A 14,918-nucleotide genomic window follows, 5' to 3' on the forward strand; every position below is an offset into this window, starting at 1 on the left:
GCAACGGATCAGGGTCGCGGATGATCGTCCCACTCGTCCGACAGGATCCGGCGGGCATCGCCCTCGGGATCGTCATACTGGTTCGACCGGACGGTATAGATGAACCCCAACAGCCCCACCCCGCCCAGAACCAGCGAGATCGGGATCAGCCAGACGAGGATATCCATTACTTCAGCCTCAGCGCATTGAGCGAAACGGTGATCGAAGACAGCGACATCGCCAGCGCCGCCACCAGCGGCGTCGCCAGCCCGATGACCGCCACCGGCACCGCGATCACGTTGTACCACGTCGCGATCGTGAAGTTCTCGCGGATCCGCTTCGTCGCCCGTGTGGCGATCTCCAGCGCCTCGGGCACCGGTGTCAGGTCCGCCCCCAGCAGCACGATGTCGGACGCGACCCGCGCCGCATCCAGCGCCGAGGCGGGCGAAATCGACACATCCGCCTGCGTCAGCGCGGCGGTGTCGTTCAGCCCGTCGCCGACCATCAGGACCCTGGCCCCGTCCTTCTGCAGGGCTGCGATCCGCGCCGCCTTGTCGCCCGGCAGCGCCTCGGCCACCCATTGCGCGACCCCCAGCCGTCTGGCCAGATCCTCGACCGCCTGCGCCGTGTCGCCCGACATAACGATGACCCGCTTGCCCTGCGCCTTCAGCGCCGCGACAGCCGCCTCGGCCCCCGGCCGCAGCGCATCGGTGAACTGGAACGCCACCGGGCGCGCCTCGCCGATCTTCAACCAGGCCGAGGTGCCCCCCTTCCCCGCCGCGCCGACCCATGCGGCCCGGCCCAGTTTGACCTCCAGCCCATCGAGGCTGCCCCGCGTTCCGTAGCCCGGCAGTTCGCTGACCTCGTCCAGCCGCGCCGCCGCGATGCCGCGCGCGCGCAGCGCCCGCGTCAGCGCCACGCTCAGCGGATGTGAAGATCCTTCGGCCAGCGCCAGAGCGATCTCAAGATCGGCCTGGTCGTGACGGTCGAGGTTCACGACCTCGGGCGCCCCGGCTGTCAGCGTGCCGGTCTTGTCGAAGACGACCGTGTCCACTTCGGCCAGCCGCTCCAGCGCGGTCTGGTGCTTGACCAGCATCCCCCGCCGGAACAGCCGCCCCGAGGCCGCGGTCGTCACCGCCGGCACCGCGAGGCCAAGGGCGCAGGGGCAGGTTATGATCAGCACAGCAGCCGCGATGTTCAGCGCCACGCGCGCATCGCCGGAGTAGAGCCACCATCCCACGAAAGACAGCGCCGACAGGATATGCACCCCCGGCGCATAGAGCTTGGCCGCCCTGTCGGCCAGCGAGGTGTAGTTCGCCCGCCCGCTTTCCGCGACCGCCACCAGTTCCGCCATGCGATGGAGCGATGTTTCCTCGCCGACCGCCGTCGCCCGCACGACCAGCGGGCCTGTCAGGTTGACCTCGCCCGCCGACACCTGCGCGCCCAGCTCCGCGACGACGGGCAGCGACTCGCCCGTCAGCAGCGACCGGTCGATTTCCGAAGCGCCCTCGACGATCACGCCGTCCACCGGCATCCGTCCGCCGGGACGCACCCGGATCAGCATCCCCGGCCTCAGTTCCGCCACCGGCACCTGCCGTTCCCCGTCCCCGTCGACCAGCCATGCGCGCGGCACCTCCAGCGCCGTCAGCTCCTCGGCCGCCGAGCGCGCGATGGCGCGGGTCCGGTGATCGAGGTAGCGGCCCGCCAGAAGGAAGAAGGTCAGCGCCATCGCCGCGTCGAAATAGGCGTGTTCGCCCGACAGCGAGGTTTCCCAGAGCGACGTCACCAGCGCCAGCGCGATGGCGAGCGAGATCGGCACGTCCATGTTCAGCCGCCGCGCCCGCAGCGCCGTCCATGCGTTGCGAAAGAACGGCTGGCCGGAAAAGGCGATGGCGGGCAGCGTGATCGCCGCGCTGATCCAGTGGAACATGTCCCGCGTCGCATCCGAGGCGCCGGACCAGACCGACACCGACAGCAGCATGACGTTCATCGAGGCGAATCCGGCGACCGCCAGCCGCATCAGCAGGTCGCGCCCGGCGCGGTCCGTCCGCGTCGCGGCGATGGTGCCCGCGTCCAGCTCGTGCGCCTCGTAGCCCGCATCGGCCAGCACGCGGATCAGGTCCCCCGCCTCGACCCCCGCCTCGGCGCTGACCGACGCGCGTTTGAGGGTCAGGTTCACCCGTGCGTCCCGGACCCCCGGCGCGGCGCGCAGGGCGCCTTCGACACCGGTGATGCAGGCCGTGCAGTGGATCTGCGGCAGCGACAGCGAGATCGTGCTGTCTTTCATCGCCTCCTTCGACCCGGCCAGCGCCTCGGCCGCGGGCATCGCGGAACAGGCGGGACAGGCCGATACGGGGGCACGGGACATTTCCATTTCTACACCCTGCGGGTTCAGCGTTTCACATGCAGCACGACGCGCTGCTTGAATTCGGTGCCGTCCTCGGCGATCGCGGTCATACGGATGTTCCAGTTGCCGTCACCCAGATGCAGCGGCGCCTCGTAGACCGTGCCGTTGAAGGCGAAGACCGGCTCGACATCCTCCTTCACATGGGTCGCACGCCCGACGACCGCGTGCAGGGTCTTGACCCGCACCGGCTCGCCCGCGCGGTCGGTGATGCTCAGCCGCACCATGTCGTCCGCCGCATCGGCGTAGACCGTCCAGCCCAGTGCCTCCTGCGCGGCGCGATCCATGTCGAACGTCTGGCTGGCGACGTAGGAGTTCTTGACCTCCAGCCCCGGAAAGGTCCGCACCGCGCTGAAGGCCAGCACGAGGTTCACCCCGATGATGATCCCGAAGGCCCCGACGAACCCCGCCAGAACGTGCCGGCCCTTCAGCCGGAAGCCGCTGTCCTGCACACTTTCCATATCAGTTCGCCCTTCCGTTGAAGATGGTGTCCTTGTAGGCCCGTTCGCCATTCGAGATGTCCTCGACCCAGAACCGGAATTCGGTCCGTTCGTCCTCTGCCGGGTCCGACCCCTTGGGCGCGATCACGTAGACCCGCTGCAGCTTGGCTTCGTCCGCCGGCACGTAGACCGTTTCGTAGGGCGAGCCTTCCAGCAGGATCCGCAGCGCCGGGTGCCCGGTGACCGTCATGCGGAACGGCCGCTCCTCGCCATGCTTGTTCCTCAGCCGGACGTCGTAGGTGTTCCGGATCGAGCCATCGGCAAGCGTCACGAAGGTCGGGTTGCGCACCGGCGCGACCGTCATTTCGATATCCGACCGGATGAACAGGGCGAACAGCAGCCCCACGCCTACTAGCGACCAGAGCGTCGTGTAAAGGATCGTCCGGGGACGGAAGACGTGTTTCCAGATATTGCGCGCCTTGCCGCCGGCCCGTTCCGCCTGTTCGTCGGTCAGTGCCATGTAATCGATCAGCCCGCGCGGCTTGCCGATCTTGTCCATGATCTCGTCACAGGCGTCGATGCACAGCGCGCAGGTGATGCAGGCCAGCTGCTGGCCGTCGCGGATGTCGATCCCCATCGGGCAGACGTTCACGCAGGCGTTGCAGTCGATGCAGTCGCCCATCTTCTCGGGCTCGTCGATCTCGCCGCCCACGCCGCTCGGCATGTCGGGCATGGGGATGAACGGCGCCTTGCCGCCCTCCTTGGGGCCCGCGACATGGCTTTCGGCGATGGCTTTCTCCGCGATGGCGCGGCGACGCTTGCCCTTGCCGCGCGGTTCACCCCGCCATTCGCGATAGGCGACGGTGATCGTGTCCTCGTCCATCATCGCCGCCTGGATACGCGGCCAGGGGCAGGCGTAGATGCAGATCTGTTCGCGGGCGAAGCCGCCGAAGATGAAGGTGGTCATCGTCAGAACGAAGATCGTCGTATAGGCGATCGGATGCGCGTTCAGCGTGAACAGGTCGACCAGCAGCGTCGGCGCGTCGGTGAAATAGAACACCCATGCCCCGCCCGTCGCGATCGAGATCAGCAGCCACAGCGTCCATTTCGTCAGCCGCAGCCGGGCCTTGGTGACATCCCATTTCTTCTGCCGGTGCAGGCGCAGGCGGGCGTTGCGGTCCCCCTCGACCCAGCGTTCGACAAGGATGAAAAGGTCGGTCCAGACGGTCTGCGGGCAGGTATAGCCGCACCACACCCGTCCAAGCGCCGAGGTGAACAGGAACAGCCCCAGCCCCGCCATGACCAGCAGGCCCGCGACGAAATAGAACTCGTGCGGCCAGATCTCGATCCAGAAGAAGTAGAAGCGCCGGTTCGCCATATCCACCAGAACCGCCTGGTCCGGCAGGTTCGGGCCACGGTCCCAGCGAATCCACGGCGTCAGGTAGTAGATGCCCAGCGTCACCGCCATGATGAACCACTTGAGGCTGCGGAAGCGGCCCTTGACCCGCTTGGGAAAGATCGGTTCGCGGGCCGCGTAAAGCCCCGGTTCCTGGTCGGTGGTCGCCACTTGGACTCACTCCGTCATATCGGCAATTTCGAGTGTGTTCTGTCAGGCTGCGGGGGGCGCAGCCTTGACCTCGATCAAATGCGATATTTTCGGGGTATCTAATCGCGATCCCGTGACTGCGACAAAAGCCACCGGTGGAACATCCGCGCCGCCGGACGCATCACGCCGGGCCGGGTGACGAGGTAATATCCCTTCTTCCGCCGGTCCTCGAACAGCAGCCGCAACCGGCCCGCCGCCACGTCCGCCTCGACAAAGGCGCCGGCGGACACCGCGATCCCCTGCCCCTCCCGCGCCGCCTCGATCATCAGGTTGCCGGGCAGCGAGGTCAGCCCCCGCGCCCGGTCCAGCACCGCGCCGTGGCGCTCGAGGAACTCGCTCGCCTCGTTGGTGCCGACCTCCTGCATCCAGTGGAACCGGGTCAGGTCGGCGGGTTCGGTGAACGCTTCCTCCCCGACCAGCGACGGGGCGGCGACGATCACGATGGGCGTCTCGATCAGCAGGTCCGCCTCCAGCCCCGGCCACTCGCCGCTGCCATAGCGCACGGCGATGTCCAGCCCGCCGGGACGCAGTTCGCGCAGCTCGGGCGAGGGGTCGATCATCAGCGACACGCCGGGATTGGTCGCGCGGAACCCGCCAAGCCGGGGCATCAGCCAGTTCGAGGCGAAGGCGGGCGTGGTCGTGACCTGCACCGGACGGTCGGCATCGGCGCCGGTCAGTTCGTCCACCGCCTTTTCGATCCGGTCGAACCCGGCCAGCAACGCCTCGGACAGGGTGCGCCCCGCGTCGGTCAGCGATCCCGCCCGCCCGCTGCGGTCCAGCAACGTCAGGCCCAAGTATTCCTCAAGCGCGCGGATCTGCTGGCTGATCGCCGCGTGGCTGACGTTCAGCCGCGCCCCGGCAGCGGCCATGCCGCCCGCATCCACGTAGGCGGCAAAGGCCCTGAGCGCGGTGAGCGGTGGCAGCCTGATCCAGTCCATGTGTAAGCCCAACTTACATCCGACATTTATTCCAGATTAGACCGAACCGCCCGAAAAGGCCATATTCGCAAGCATGAACTAGCGCAGAAAAGGAGGCGCACCATGTTGGATATCTTTGCAAACTATTTTCACGTCGCGACCCGTCTGAACCAGCAGCGCATGCGCGACCTGCCCGGCACCAAGAGCCACAAGCGCGGCCGCTGGCGGGCCAGCCCCAACTGGCGGGACCTGCCCGAGGAATTCTGACCCAGTCACCCGCCTGCCGCCTTTCGCGGCACCGGCCGCCCGCAAAGCCCCGTGATTGCGGGCGGCCACCTTGTTTACAGGCCCACGGCATTCTAAATGCCTGTCATGCTTGAGCGCCTGCCTTTCACCAAGAAGCACCCGACCGTCGCCGTCATCCGGCTGCACGGCACCATTTCCGCCGGACCGCGCGGCCCGATCAACGACGCCATCCTCGGCCCGGTGATCGAACGCGCCTTTCGCAAGGGCAAACCCGCCGCCGTGGCGCTGGCGATCAACTCGCCTGGCGGCTCGCCTGTGCAGTCCTCGCTGATCTCGGCGCGGATCCGGCGGCTTTCGGCGGAAAAGAACGTCCCCGTCTACGCCTTCGTCGAGGACGTTGCGGCCTCGGGCGGCTACTGGCTGGCCTGCGCGGCGGACGAGATCCACGCCGACGACAGTTCGATCGTCGGCTCCATCGGGGTGATCGCCGCCAGCTTCGGCGCGCATGTCCTCCTCGCGCGGCAGGGCGTCGAACGCCGCGTGCACACGGCGGGCCGGTCGAAATCCATGCTCGACCCGTTCCGACCCGAGAACCCCGAGGACGTCGAGAAGCTTCAGGCGCTGCTCGGCGATATCCACACATCCTTCATCGACCACGTCAAATCCCGGCGCGGCGACAAGCTGAAACCCGAGGTTCCGCTGTTCGAGGGCGACATCTGGCTCGCCCGCCGCGCCAAGGAGCTGGGTCTGATCGACGGGATCGACCACATCACCCCGTTCATGCGGCGCAAGTTCGGCGAAAAGGTCCGCTTCCGGCGCTACGGCGTCAAGCGCGGGCTGTTCACACGCTTTACCTCTGCCGCGTTCGGCGGGGCGCTGGCCGAAATCGAGGACCGCGCGGCCTTCGCCCGGTTCGGGCTCTGACCGGATGGTCCTCAAGATCGTCATCCTGTTTCTCGTGTTCATGGGCGTGATGGCCATGTTCGGCAAGTTGCGCCTGCCCGGCGCGCCGCGACTCGGCCGGGCCAAGTGCCCGAACTGCGGGCGGCACAAGATCGGCAAGGGGCCCTGCCCCTGCGGAAAGGGCTGACACCGAATGCTACTGCTGCAAGCCGCCGGACTGGCGACGCTCGGCCTCGTGGTCCTGGTGATCGGGGGCGACCTGCTGGTGCGGGGCGCGGTCAACCTCGCCCTCCGCCTTGGCATCCCCGCGCTGATCGTGTCGCTGACCGTGGTCGCCTTCGGCACCTCCGCGCCGGAACTGCTGGTCTCGATCGACGCCGTCGTGTCCGGCAAGCCCGATCTGGCGCTCGGCAACGTCATAGGCTCCAATATCGCGAATATCCTGCTGGTCCTTGGCCTGCCCGCCATCATCTCGGGCCTGCACATGAGTAAGGTGGACACGCGCCGCAGCTTTGTCGTGATGATCGCCGCGACCGTGGTCTTCATCGGCCTCGCCCTGTTCGGCGTGATCGGCCTGACCTCCGGCCTGATCCTGCTGGCGATCCTTGCCCTGACGCTGTTCGACCAGTTCCGCAGCATCCGCAAGGCGCGCCGCGCCGCCACGGATACCGAAGACGTCGAAGGCGCCGATCCCGACATGCCGTGGTGGAAGATCGCAGTCTTCCTCGTGCTGGGCCTGATCGGCCTGCCGCTCGGCGCGGACCTGCTGGTGGAAAACGCCGCGATCATCGCCCGCGCCTTCGGCGTCAGCGACGCGGTGATCGGTCTGACCCTCGTCGCGCTCGGCACCTCGCTGCCGGAACTGGCGACGACGGTGGCGGCCGCCCTGCGCCGTCAGGCGGATGTGGCGATCGGCAACGTGATCGGGTCGAACCTGTTCAACCTGCTGGGCATCATCGGCATCACCGCCACCATCGGCGCGGTTCCCGTCGCGCCCACGATCATGCGCTTCGACCTGTGGGTCATGCTTGCCGCGTCCGTGTTGATCGCGCCCTTCGTCCTCGGGCGCCGTGACATGGGCCGGGGGCTGGGCATTGCCTTTGTCGCGGCCTATCTGGTCTACGTGGGTTACGTCCTGATCTGAACGGGGGTCTCATGACCGCAGCACTTGTCACCGGCGCAGGCAAGCGCCTTGGCCGCGCCATGGCGCTGGCGCTGGCCGAAGCGGGCCACGACGTCGCCGTGCACTATGCCGGATCGCGGGAGGAGGCCGAGGACACCGCGGCGCGCATCCGGGAAATGGGCCGCAAGGCGGTCACCCTGCAGGCCGACCTGACGGTCGAAGCCGAGATGCACGGCCTCGTCGCTGCCGCCGTCGACGGGCTGGGGACGCCGCTGACCTGTCTCGTGAACAACGCCTCGATCTTCGACTACGACAACATCCGCTCCGCCACCCGCGACAGCTGGGACCGGCATTTCGAGTCGAACCTGCGCGCGCCCTTCGTCCTGACGCAGGAATTTGCCGAACAGGCGCCGGAGGCCGAGACGGACGAAATGGGCGAACCCCGTGCGCGGGCGCTGGTCGTCAACATGATCGACCAGAGGGTTCGGAAACTTACCCCCGAGTTCATGACCTACACGCTGGCCAAGTCCGCGCTCTGGACGCTGACACGGACGTCGGCCCAGGCGCTCGCCCCCAACGTGCGCGTCAACGCGATCGGGCCCGGACCGACCCTGATCGGCGGCCGCCAGAGCGAGACGCACTTCGCCCGTCAACGGGCCGCGACGGTGCTGAGTCGCGGGTCGAATCCCGAGGACATCACCGGCGCGCTGATCTACCTGCTGAACGCGCCCTCGGTCACCGGTCAGCTGATCTGCACGGACGGCGGGCAGCACCTGGGATGGCAGACTCCGGACGTGATCGGGGTGGAATAGCCAGGTTCAAGAGGTCGGACTTTCAGAGTTGTGCACCGGACCCCGGAGCGTCACAGAACCGTTACCAAAACTTCAATGATTTCAGTTATTTGACTCTAAGTTCAAATTTTTATACAATGAAATCAAAGAGATAAAATATAGCCTAAAAAATAGGCAAACCCCTGAAGTCAGCCGAAAGCAAGGGAAATTTCCAATCGGACAAAACTTGCCACCAGACTTATCCACAGGATCCGGGGAAACCTTCACGCTTGCTCCAAAGCATGAGACGTTGCAGGCGACCCCCGAGAATCATGATTGACGCAGATAACCATACGTAACCTCCGATGACCGACGAATCGCTGACCGGACACGCCCTGATCCAGAGCTACCTGCGCACGCTGACCGCCGCGCCGGGTGTCTATCGCATGCTCGATTCGGAAAGCCGCGTCCTCTACGTCGGCAAGGCGCGCAACCTCAAGGCGAGGGTGTCAAATTACGCCCGCCCCGCAGGTCATTCCGCGCGGATCGACCGTATGATCCGCGAAACCGCCTCGATGATGTTTCTTACCACCCGGACAGAAACCGAGGCGCTGCTGCTCGAGCAGAACCTGATCAAGCAGCTCAAGCCGAAATTCAACGTCCTGCTGCGCGACGACAAGTCCTTCCCGAACATCCTCGTCGCCAAGGACCACCCCTATCCGCAGATCGAGAAGCATCGCGGCGCCAAGAAGCAGAAGGGCGCGTACTACGGCCCATTCGCCAGCGCGGGCGCCGTGAACCGGACGCTGAACCAGCTGCAGAAGGTGTTCCTGCTGCGCAACTGCTCGGACAGCATGTTCGCCTCGCGCACCCGGCCCTGCCTGCTGCATCAGATCAAGCGATGCTCCGCCCCCTGCACCGGCCTGATCTCCGAAGCGGACTATGCCGCCTCGGTCGCTGACGCCGAACGCTTCCTGTCCGGCCGCTCGACACAGGTGCAGGAGAAGCTGGCCGCCGACATGACCGCCGCGTCGGAGGCGATGGAGTTCGAACGCGCCGCCGCCCTGCGCGACCGGATCCGGGCGCTGACGCAGGTGCAGACCGCGCAGGGGATCAACCCGCGCACCACCGCCGAGGCGGACGTCATCGCGCTCCACATGGAGGGCGGGCAGGCCTGCGTTCAGGTCTTCTTCATCCGCGCCAACCAGAACTGGGGCAACCGGGACTTCTATCCGCGCGTCGGCGTGGACATCGAAGAGGCCGAGGTGCTGCAGGCTTTCCTCGGGCAGTTCTACGACAACAAGGAGCCGCCCCGGCAGATCCTGCTGTCCCATCCGATCGAGGACCCCGACCTGATGGCCGAGGCTCTGTCGGACAAGGCGGGGCGCAAGGTCGAAATCCTCGTCCCCAAACGCGGCGAAAAGGCCGAGCTGATCGAGGGCGCGGCGCGGAACGCGCGCGAAAGCCTCGGGCGGCGGATGGCGGAAAGCTCGGCCCAGGCCAAGCTGCTGCGCGGGCTGGCCGAGGCGTTTGACCTGGACGCCCCGCCACAACGGGTCGAGGTCTATGACAACTCGCACATCATGGGCACCAACGCCGTCGGCGCGATGATCGTCGCGGGGCCCGAGGGGTTCATGAAGAACCACTACCGCAAGTTCAACATCCGCGGGGACGAGCTGACCCCCGGCGACGACTTCGGCATGATGAAAGAGGTGCTGACCCGCCGCCTCAAGCGCCTGCTGAAGGAAGACCCGGACCGCACCAAGGGGCTGTGGCCAGACCTGCTGCTGATCGACGGCGGCGCCGGTCAGGTCTCGGCGGTGCGCGAGATCATGGAGACGGTCGGCATCGACGACCTGCCCTTCATCGGGGTCGCCAAGGGGATCGACCGGGATGCGGGGAAAGAGGAATTCCACCGTCCCGGCCAGCAGGCCTTTGCGCTGAGGCGGGACGATCCGGTGCTCTACTTCGTCCAGCGCCTGCGGGACGAGGCGCACCGTTTTGCGATCGGCACCCACCGGGCGAAACGGGCCAAGGCGATTTCGGCGACGCCTCTGGACGAGATCGCGGGCGTCGGCGCGACACGCAAACGCGCATTGCTGGCGCATTTCGGTTCGGCCAAGGCGGTCAGCCGCGCGAACCTTGCCGATCTGAAGGCCGTCGAGGGGATTTCCGACGCGCTGGCGGAAACGATCTACGACCATTTCCACGAACGGGGTTGAGGCCGGGGGCGGTCAGGCCGTTTCCCTGCGCCAGAGCTTGTGCCACGCCGTCCAGCGGTCGGTCAGGGCCTCGGGGCTCTCCGCGAACAGGCGACCGGACAGCGGCCCGGCCTCGGCAATGATCTCGGCCTGCCGCCGCTCCGCGAAGCCGGTGAAGGTCGCGCGGGCCGAGATGTCAAGCGGGCGCGACATGTCGCTGGCCGCCGCAGACAACAGGGTGAGATCGCGATGCTCGCCCAATATGTCCTCAAGGCGCTTCACCAGCACCAGGCGGTTTTCCAGCTCCGCCGGCCAGACAGGGGCCATCAGGCTGACGTGATAACGGTGATACTTGGCCCGCTTGCGCCATTCGTGCAGCGCGGCGGCGTCCGGCGCGTGACCAGCGGCCCCGGACGCGATCACCGCCCGGCCATAGGTCTTGGCCACCCCGAGCGCGATGGCCCTGCGGTCCTTTTCGGTCAGCCGCCATGCGGCGGTCCGGTCCCTCACCCGCAGCAGGCGGTCCCGGAACCGGGAGAGTTCGTCGAATGTCGCGGGGTCGGCGGCGATCTGGTTCTGGTCCCGCGTCAGTGCGCCCCGCAACGAGGCGAAGGGCGCGCGGGCCGTGTCGTCGGCATAGTGGTCGAGCAGGCGGTCATAGGCCTCGATCAGCGCGCCACGGTCGCGCAGCGCCGACAGGCGGCGGGCGGCGTCGCGCAGGGTGGCGTTTTCCTTGGCATAGGCGGGCAGCGCCGGCCGGACCAGCCGCAGCAAGCCGCGCAGCTTCTTGGCGCGCTTGCGGACGTCGTGGATCGTCTCGGCCAGCGTCTCGCCGGTTTCCGCGTCGATGGCGGCGATGGCACGGTCGATCTGTTGCCGCGCGATGCGGCGGAGCGCGCGGGTCAGGTCCTTGTCCGAAGCTGTCAGCCGGTAAGGCATGGGCGGTGTCCGGTCCTTTCGAAACCATTCGAGCCTAGGTGCCGTATATTCCATGTCAAACGGGAGAGACGTGATGACACGTATATTGGCCTTAATGACCGCCCTGATGCTGTTCGCCACCCCCGCAGGCGCGCAGTCGCGCGAGATCGAGGGCGTGATCGCGGACCAGTTCGAGAAGTTCCGCGCCGACGATTTCGCGGGGGCTTTCGACCATGCCAGCCCGATGATCCAGGGCATCTTCGGCAGCGCCGAGAACTTCGGGATGATGGTCCGCAACGGCTATCCGATGGTGCACCGGCCCAAGGTGTTCCGGTTCCTCGACCTGAAGGATGCGGCGCCCGAGATGCAGCAGATCGTCGAGGTCGAGGACATGGACGGGCGCAGCTTCCTGCTGCGCTACGACATGATCGAGACGGAAAACGGCTGGAAGATCAACGGCGTACAGATACTGCCGCCACCCGACGTCGCCGCCTGAGGCGTTGCGTGTTGGCCGGGGCACCGTCACGGTGTGATCGGGCCGCGTTAAGGCGGGCGCTGTAGCCCGCTGTCCCTGAATGGCCCCGCTTCGGGTCCGGTGGAAAGGGACAGCGTAATGAACAAGGCGATCACCGACGGCATCCTCTTCATGCCGCCCGAGTTCTCGGGCGGGCTGAGTGTCTGGTCCAAGGGAGACGGCACGGCGGGCTCCGACACCTATGCGGGCGACCCGGCGGCGGCGCTGGTCCCGGCGGATGCGGACTTCGGCGGCTGTCTGGAACTGCTCAAGGGATCGACCACCCAGAAACTGCGCTACATGGGCCAGACGCCGATCCTGCCGGGCTGCTACCTGCGGGTGACGGCGCGGGTGAAGGCGGTCAGCGGCAACCTGCCTTCGGTCCGCATCGCGGGCTGGGCCGGTGACGGCGGCGACAGCCATGTCGTCGGGCTGACCGAGGTCGGCACCTCGGTCGCCCTGACGCAATACGGCGCGGTGGTCGAGGTCTCGGCCATCGTCGGGACCGGCGACCGCAGCGGAGTCGACATGCCGTGGGGCACGGCTCCGGTCTACGGGCATTTCGGTCTGGACCTGACTGGGTCGAACGGCGGCGTGGTGCGGATCGACGATCTGGTGATCGAGGACGTGACCGGCGTCTTCCTGCGCGAGATGCTGCCGTGGGTCGACGTCCGCGACTACGGCGCGAAGGGCGACGGGGTCACGGACGACCTGGCCGCGTTCCTGGCGGCGGATGCGGATGCGAACGGGCGGCTGGTGATGGTGTCCGAGGGGACATACTACCTCGGTGACAGCCTGACGCTGGACAGCCGCGTGCAGTTTGAGGGGACGGTGACGATGGACACCGGCTCCATCCTGTCGCTGACCCGCAACTTCGACCTGCCGAGCTACATCGACGCCTTCGGCGACGAGGAACTGGCCTTCAAGAAGGCGTTCCAGTCGCTGCTGAACGACAGCCAGCACGAGAGCCTCGACATGTGCGGGCGGCGGATCACCATCAGCGCGCCGATCGACATGGCGGCGGCGGTGGCCAACAAGACGGCCTATTCGACACGGCGGCACATCGCGAACGGGCAGTTCGACGTGGCGGACTCGGCCGCGTGGAACACCGATGTCGTGACCTCGCAGGCCAGCTACTCGCCGTCGTCGCACCTGAAGCTGACCAATGTCGTCAACGTCGCCAACGTGCAGGTCGGATCGCTGGTCACGGGCAACGGCGTCGGACGCGAAGTCTACGTAAGGGCCAAAAACGTCGGTGCGCAGGAGATCACGCTGTCGGCCCCGCTCTACGATGCGGCCGGGACGCAGACCTACACCTTCACGCGGTTCAAGTACCTGCTGGATTTCTCGGGCTTCGACGACCTGGACAAGTTCTCCATGTCCGACATCGAGTTCCGGTTGTCGGGCCGCTGTTCCGGGATCCTGCTGCCGCCGTCGGGGCTGATCTTTCACCTGCGCGACTGCGTGATCAACAAGCCCAAGAACCGGGGCATCACCAGTCACGGCGAAGGCTGTCAGGGGATGCTGATCGACCGCTGCCAGTTCCTGAGCGACGAGGGCGGGGTCGAGAGCGCGGACCGTATCTCGATCGCCATGAACGCCAATGCGAATGACGTGAAGCTGCGGGACAACCGGATCGTGCAGTTCAGGCACTTCGCCGTGCTGGCGGGGACCGGGACGATCATCACCGGCAACCACTGGTTCCAAGGCGACGACGCGAACAACGCGGTGCGGACGCCGGGGCTGGTGCTGACGCATCCGAACACGCGGGCGACGATCAACGGGAACTACGTCGACAACTGCTTCATCGAATGGGCGAACGAGCATGATGCGGCGCCGGGGTTCAGCAGTGAGTTCTCGTTCTCGGGCCTGTCGATCACGGACAACATCTTCCTGTGTTCGGACGTCGCGCCGTGGTTCACCTTCATCGTCGTCAAGCCCTACGGCACCGGGCATTTCCTGAACGGGCTGGCGGTGACCGGGAACATCTTCCGCGTGATCCACGGCGAGATCGACCGGGTGGAATCGGTGGATACGTCCTTTGCCGACATTGATTACGACCGCTGCAAGAACGTGACCTTCTCGGACAACATGTTCAACGCGGTCGAGGTGGGCGTCACCAACCCGCTGCTGGTCCGGCACGATCAGGCGACGGCGGCGGCGACGTGGACGCTCGACTGCGCGCCGCGCCTGCCGTTCGGGGGCTGGGCGCAGACGGTCGAGGCGGTGGTCGCGAACGGCAAGATCGAGCGGGCCAACAACACCGCCCACTGGGGGATGCCCTATGTGAAGCTGAAGGAAGGGCCGGACCGCGATCAGGTGACGCTGGACTGGGAAGAGCCGGTGAAGGGCACCGTCAGCGTGATGGTGCGGATGGACGACGCGCTGTGAGCCTCAGCCGAGGATGTCCTGGGCGGTCAGGCGGAAGGCGCGGCCGAAGCCGCCGTTGAGGAACCCCGCCTCGATGTCGAAGGTGACGAGGAAGAAATCCGCGAACCCGGCGTAGAGTTTCGCCTTGGGCCGCTGCGACAGGTAATGGGCGGAGAGTTCGGCATGGCCGGGCTCTCCGTGTCGCGTTTCGCGGGCGGTGACCTGCAGCGTCAGGCGCGGGTGCGTCAGCGGATCGCCGCGGTCGGCGGGCTCGCCGACCAGCAGCGAGGCCGAGGGGTTCGCCTTCAGTGCGCGGGCGTGCGCTGAAAGGTCCGAGATCAGGCTCAGCGGGCGCCCGTCCGGGGCGGTGGCCATCGCGATGCGGCTGACAGAGGGCGCGCCGGTGTCGGGGTCGATCACGCCCAGCGCGGCGAAAGTTGCGCCGCTCAGCAGGTCGCGGGCCAGCGCGCGCGCTTCGTCATCGGTCGGGCGGATCGGATCGGCTTTGCTCATGCCGCCGAACCTAG

Annotated in this window: 15 protein-coding genes; 8 read left to right on the top strand and 7 right to left on the bottom strand. The window is 66.9% G+C overall.

What is annotated here, in order from left to right; translation table 11 throughout:
* Positions 1–8 precede the first annotated feature (8 nt).
* The 5 genes from ccoS to ATO6_RS01005 form a co-directional block, all read right to left on the bottom strand.
* Positions 9–167, bottom strand: coding sequence for a cbb3-type cytochrome oxidase assembly protein CcoS (ccoS, locus tag ATO6_RS00985; RefSeq protein WP_088622087.1), 159 nt, complete (start codon positions 165–167; stop codon positions 9–11).
* The gene (locus ATO6_RS00990) at positions 167–2,353 is read right to left on the bottom strand and encodes a heavy metal translocating P-type ATPase (RefSeq protein ID WP_088622088.1); all 2,187 of its coding nucleotides are present in this window, start codon (positions 2,351–2,353) and stop codon (positions 167–169) included. Before ATO6_RS00990 ends, ccoS begins: the two co-directional genes overlap by 1 nt.
* Positions 2,354–2,370: 17 nt before the next feature.
* Positions 2,371–2,844 (bottom strand): FixH family protein, encoded by a 474-nt coding sequence (locus ATO6_RS00995; protein ID WP_088622089.1) that lies wholly within the window; start codon positions 2,842–2,844, stop codon positions 2,371–2,373.
* A gap of 1 nt (position 2,845) precedes the next feature.
* On the bottom strand, positions 2,846–4,390 hold the full coding sequence (ccoG, locus tag ATO6_RS01000) for a cytochrome c oxidase accessory protein CcoG (protein WP_088622090.1): 1,545 nt from the start codon (positions 4,388–4,390) through the stop codon (positions 2,846–2,848).
* Positions 4,391–4,488: 98 nt separating this feature from the next.
* Positions 4,489–5,367, bottom strand: a complete 879-nt coding sequence (locus ATO6_RS01005) for a LysR family transcriptional regulator (RefSeq protein ID WP_088622091.1) — start codon at positions 5,365–5,367, stop codon at positions 4,489–4,491.
* 102 nt (positions 5,368–5,469) lie between these two features.
* Between ATO6_RS01005 and ATO6_RS24925 the strand changes: the two genes are divergently transcribed.
* From ATO6_RS24925 to uvrC, 6 genes are all read left to right on the top strand, one after another.
* Positions 5,470–5,613: a hypothetical protein gene (locus ATO6_RS24925; RefSeq protein WP_176440783.1), complete on the top strand. Its 144-nt coding sequence runs from the start codon at positions 5,470–5,472 to the stop codon at positions 5,611–5,613.
* Between the two features lie 105 nt (positions 5,614–5,718).
* Positions 5,719–6,516, top strand: a complete 798-nt coding sequence (locus ATO6_RS01010; protein WP_088622092.1) for a S49 family peptidase — start codon at positions 5,719–5,721, stop codon at positions 6,514–6,516.
* A 4-nt stretch (positions 6,517–6,520) separates the two neighbouring features.
* Entirely contained in the window at positions 6,521–6,682 is a 162-nt protein-coding gene (locus ATO6_RS24930; protein WP_176440784.1) for a hypothetical protein, read from the top strand.
* Between the two features lie 6 nt (positions 6,683–6,688).
* Positions 6,689–7,639 carry a calcium/sodium antiporter gene (locus ATO6_RS01015; protein WP_088622093.1) on the top strand — a complete coding sequence of 317 codons (951 nt, stop codon included), beginning with the start codon at positions 6,689–6,691 and terminating at the stop codon, positions 7,637–7,639.
* A gap of 11 nt (positions 7,640–7,650) precedes the next feature.
* Positions 7,651–8,430 carry an SDR family oxidoreductase gene (locus ATO6_RS01020; RefSeq protein WP_088622094.1) on the top strand — a complete coding sequence of 260 codons (780 nt, stop codon included), beginning with the start codon at positions 7,651–7,653 and terminating at the stop codon, positions 8,428–8,430.
* Positions 8,431–8,753: 323 nt separating this feature from the next.
* Positions 8,754–10,610: an excinuclease ABC subunit UvrC gene (uvrC, locus tag ATO6_RS01025; protein ID WP_088622095.1), complete on the top strand. Its 1,857-nt coding sequence runs from the start codon at positions 8,754–8,756 to the stop codon at positions 10,608–10,610.
* A 12-nt stretch (positions 10,611–10,622) separates the two neighbouring features.
* On the opposite strand, the gene ATO6_RS01030 is transcribed toward uvrC, so the two are convergent.
* Positions 10,623–11,582 carry a CHAD domain-containing protein gene (locus ATO6_RS01030; RefSeq protein ID WP_088622096.1) on the bottom strand — a complete coding sequence of 320 codons (960 nt, stop codon included), beginning with the start codon at positions 11,580–11,582 and terminating at the stop codon, positions 10,623–10,625.
* Positions 11,583–11,601: 19 nt separating this feature from the next.
* Here ATO6_RS01030 and ATO6_RS01035 point away from each other — a divergent pair, with 19 nt between their 5' ends.
* Positions 11,602–12,003 (top strand): DUF4864 domain-containing protein, encoded by a 402-nt coding sequence (locus ATO6_RS01035; protein ID WP_088622097.1) that lies wholly within the window; start codon positions 11,602–11,604, stop codon positions 12,001–12,003.
* A gap of 117 nt (positions 12,004–12,120) precedes the next feature.
* Positions 12,121–14,412, top strand: a complete 2,292-nt coding sequence (locus tag ATO6_RS01040; protein WP_088622098.1) for a glycosyl hydrolase family 28-related protein — start codon at positions 12,121–12,123, stop codon at positions 14,410–14,412.
* Between the two features lie 3 nt (positions 14,413–14,415).
* Here ATO6_RS01040 and ATO6_RS01045 read toward each other — a convergent pair whose 3' ends face one another.
* Positions 14,416–14,904 (bottom strand): HugZ family protein, encoded by a 489-nt coding sequence (locus ATO6_RS01045; RefSeq protein WP_088622099.1) that lies wholly within the window; start codon positions 14,902–14,904, stop codon positions 14,416–14,418.
* Positions 14,905–14,918: the final 14 nt, after the last annotated feature.

The organism is Oceanicola sp. 22II-s10i, assembly GCF_002210105.1.
Lineage (GTDB): Bacteria > Pseudomonadota > Alphaproteobacteria > Rhodobacterales > Rhodobacteraceae > Pseudooceanicola.

Bases quoted from the DNA above. Each gene is read 5' to 3' on its own strand.
- ATO6_RS01020 (WP_088622094.1), top strand. From the start codon at position 7,651: ATGACCGCAGCACTTGTCACCGGCGCAGGCAAGCGCCTTGGCCGCGCC.
- ccoS (WP_088622087.1), bottom strand. From the start codon at position 167: ATGGATATCCTCGTCTGGCTGATCCCGATCTCGCTGGTTCTGGGCGGG.
- ATO6_RS01015 (WP_088622093.1), top strand. From the start codon at position 6,689: ATGCTACTGCTGCAAGCCGCCGGACTGGCGACGCTCGGCCTCGTGGTC.
- ATO6_RS24925 (WP_176440783.1), top strand. From the start codon at position 5,470: ATGTTGGATATCTTTGCAAACTATTTTCACGTCGCGACCCGTCTGAAC.
- ATO6_RS24930 (WP_176440784.1), top strand. From the start codon at position 6,521: ATGGTCCTCAAGATCGTCATCCTGTTTCTCGTGTTCATGGGCGTGATG.
- ATO6_RS00995 (WP_088622089.1), bottom strand. From the start codon at position 2,844: ATGGAAAGTGTGCAGGACAGCGGCTTCCGGCTGAAGGGCCGGCACGTT.
- ATO6_RS01035 (WP_088622097.1), top strand. From the start codon at position 11,602: ATGACACGTATATTGGCCTTAATGACCGCCCTGATGCTGTTCGCCACC.
- ATO6_RS00990 (WP_088622088.1), bottom strand. From the start codon at position 2,353: ATGGAAATGTCCCGTGCCCCCGTATCGGCCTGTCCCGCCTGTTCCGCG.
- ATO6_RS01005 (WP_088622091.1), bottom strand. From the start codon at position 5,367: ATGGACTGGATCAGGCTGCCACCGCTCACCGCGCTCAGGGCCTTTGCC.
- ATO6_RS01010 (WP_088622092.1), top strand. From the start codon at position 5,719: ATGCTTGAGCGCCTGCCTTTCACCAAGAAGCACCCGACCGTCGCCGTC.
- ATO6_RS01045 (WP_088622099.1), bottom strand. From the start codon at position 14,904: ATGAGCAAAGCCGATCCGATCCGCCCGACCGATGACGAAGCGCGCGCG.
- ATO6_RS01040 (WP_088622098.1), top strand. From the start codon at position 12,121: ATGAACAAGGCGATCACCGACGGCATCCTCTTCATGCCGCCCGAGTTC.
- uvrC (WP_088622095.1), top strand. From the start codon at position 8,754: ATGACCGACGAATCGCTGACCGGACACGCCCTGATCCAGAGCTACCTG.
- ATO6_RS01030 (WP_088622096.1), bottom strand. From the start codon at position 11,582: ATGGAATATACGGCACCTAGGCTCGAATGGTTTCGAAAGGACCGGACA.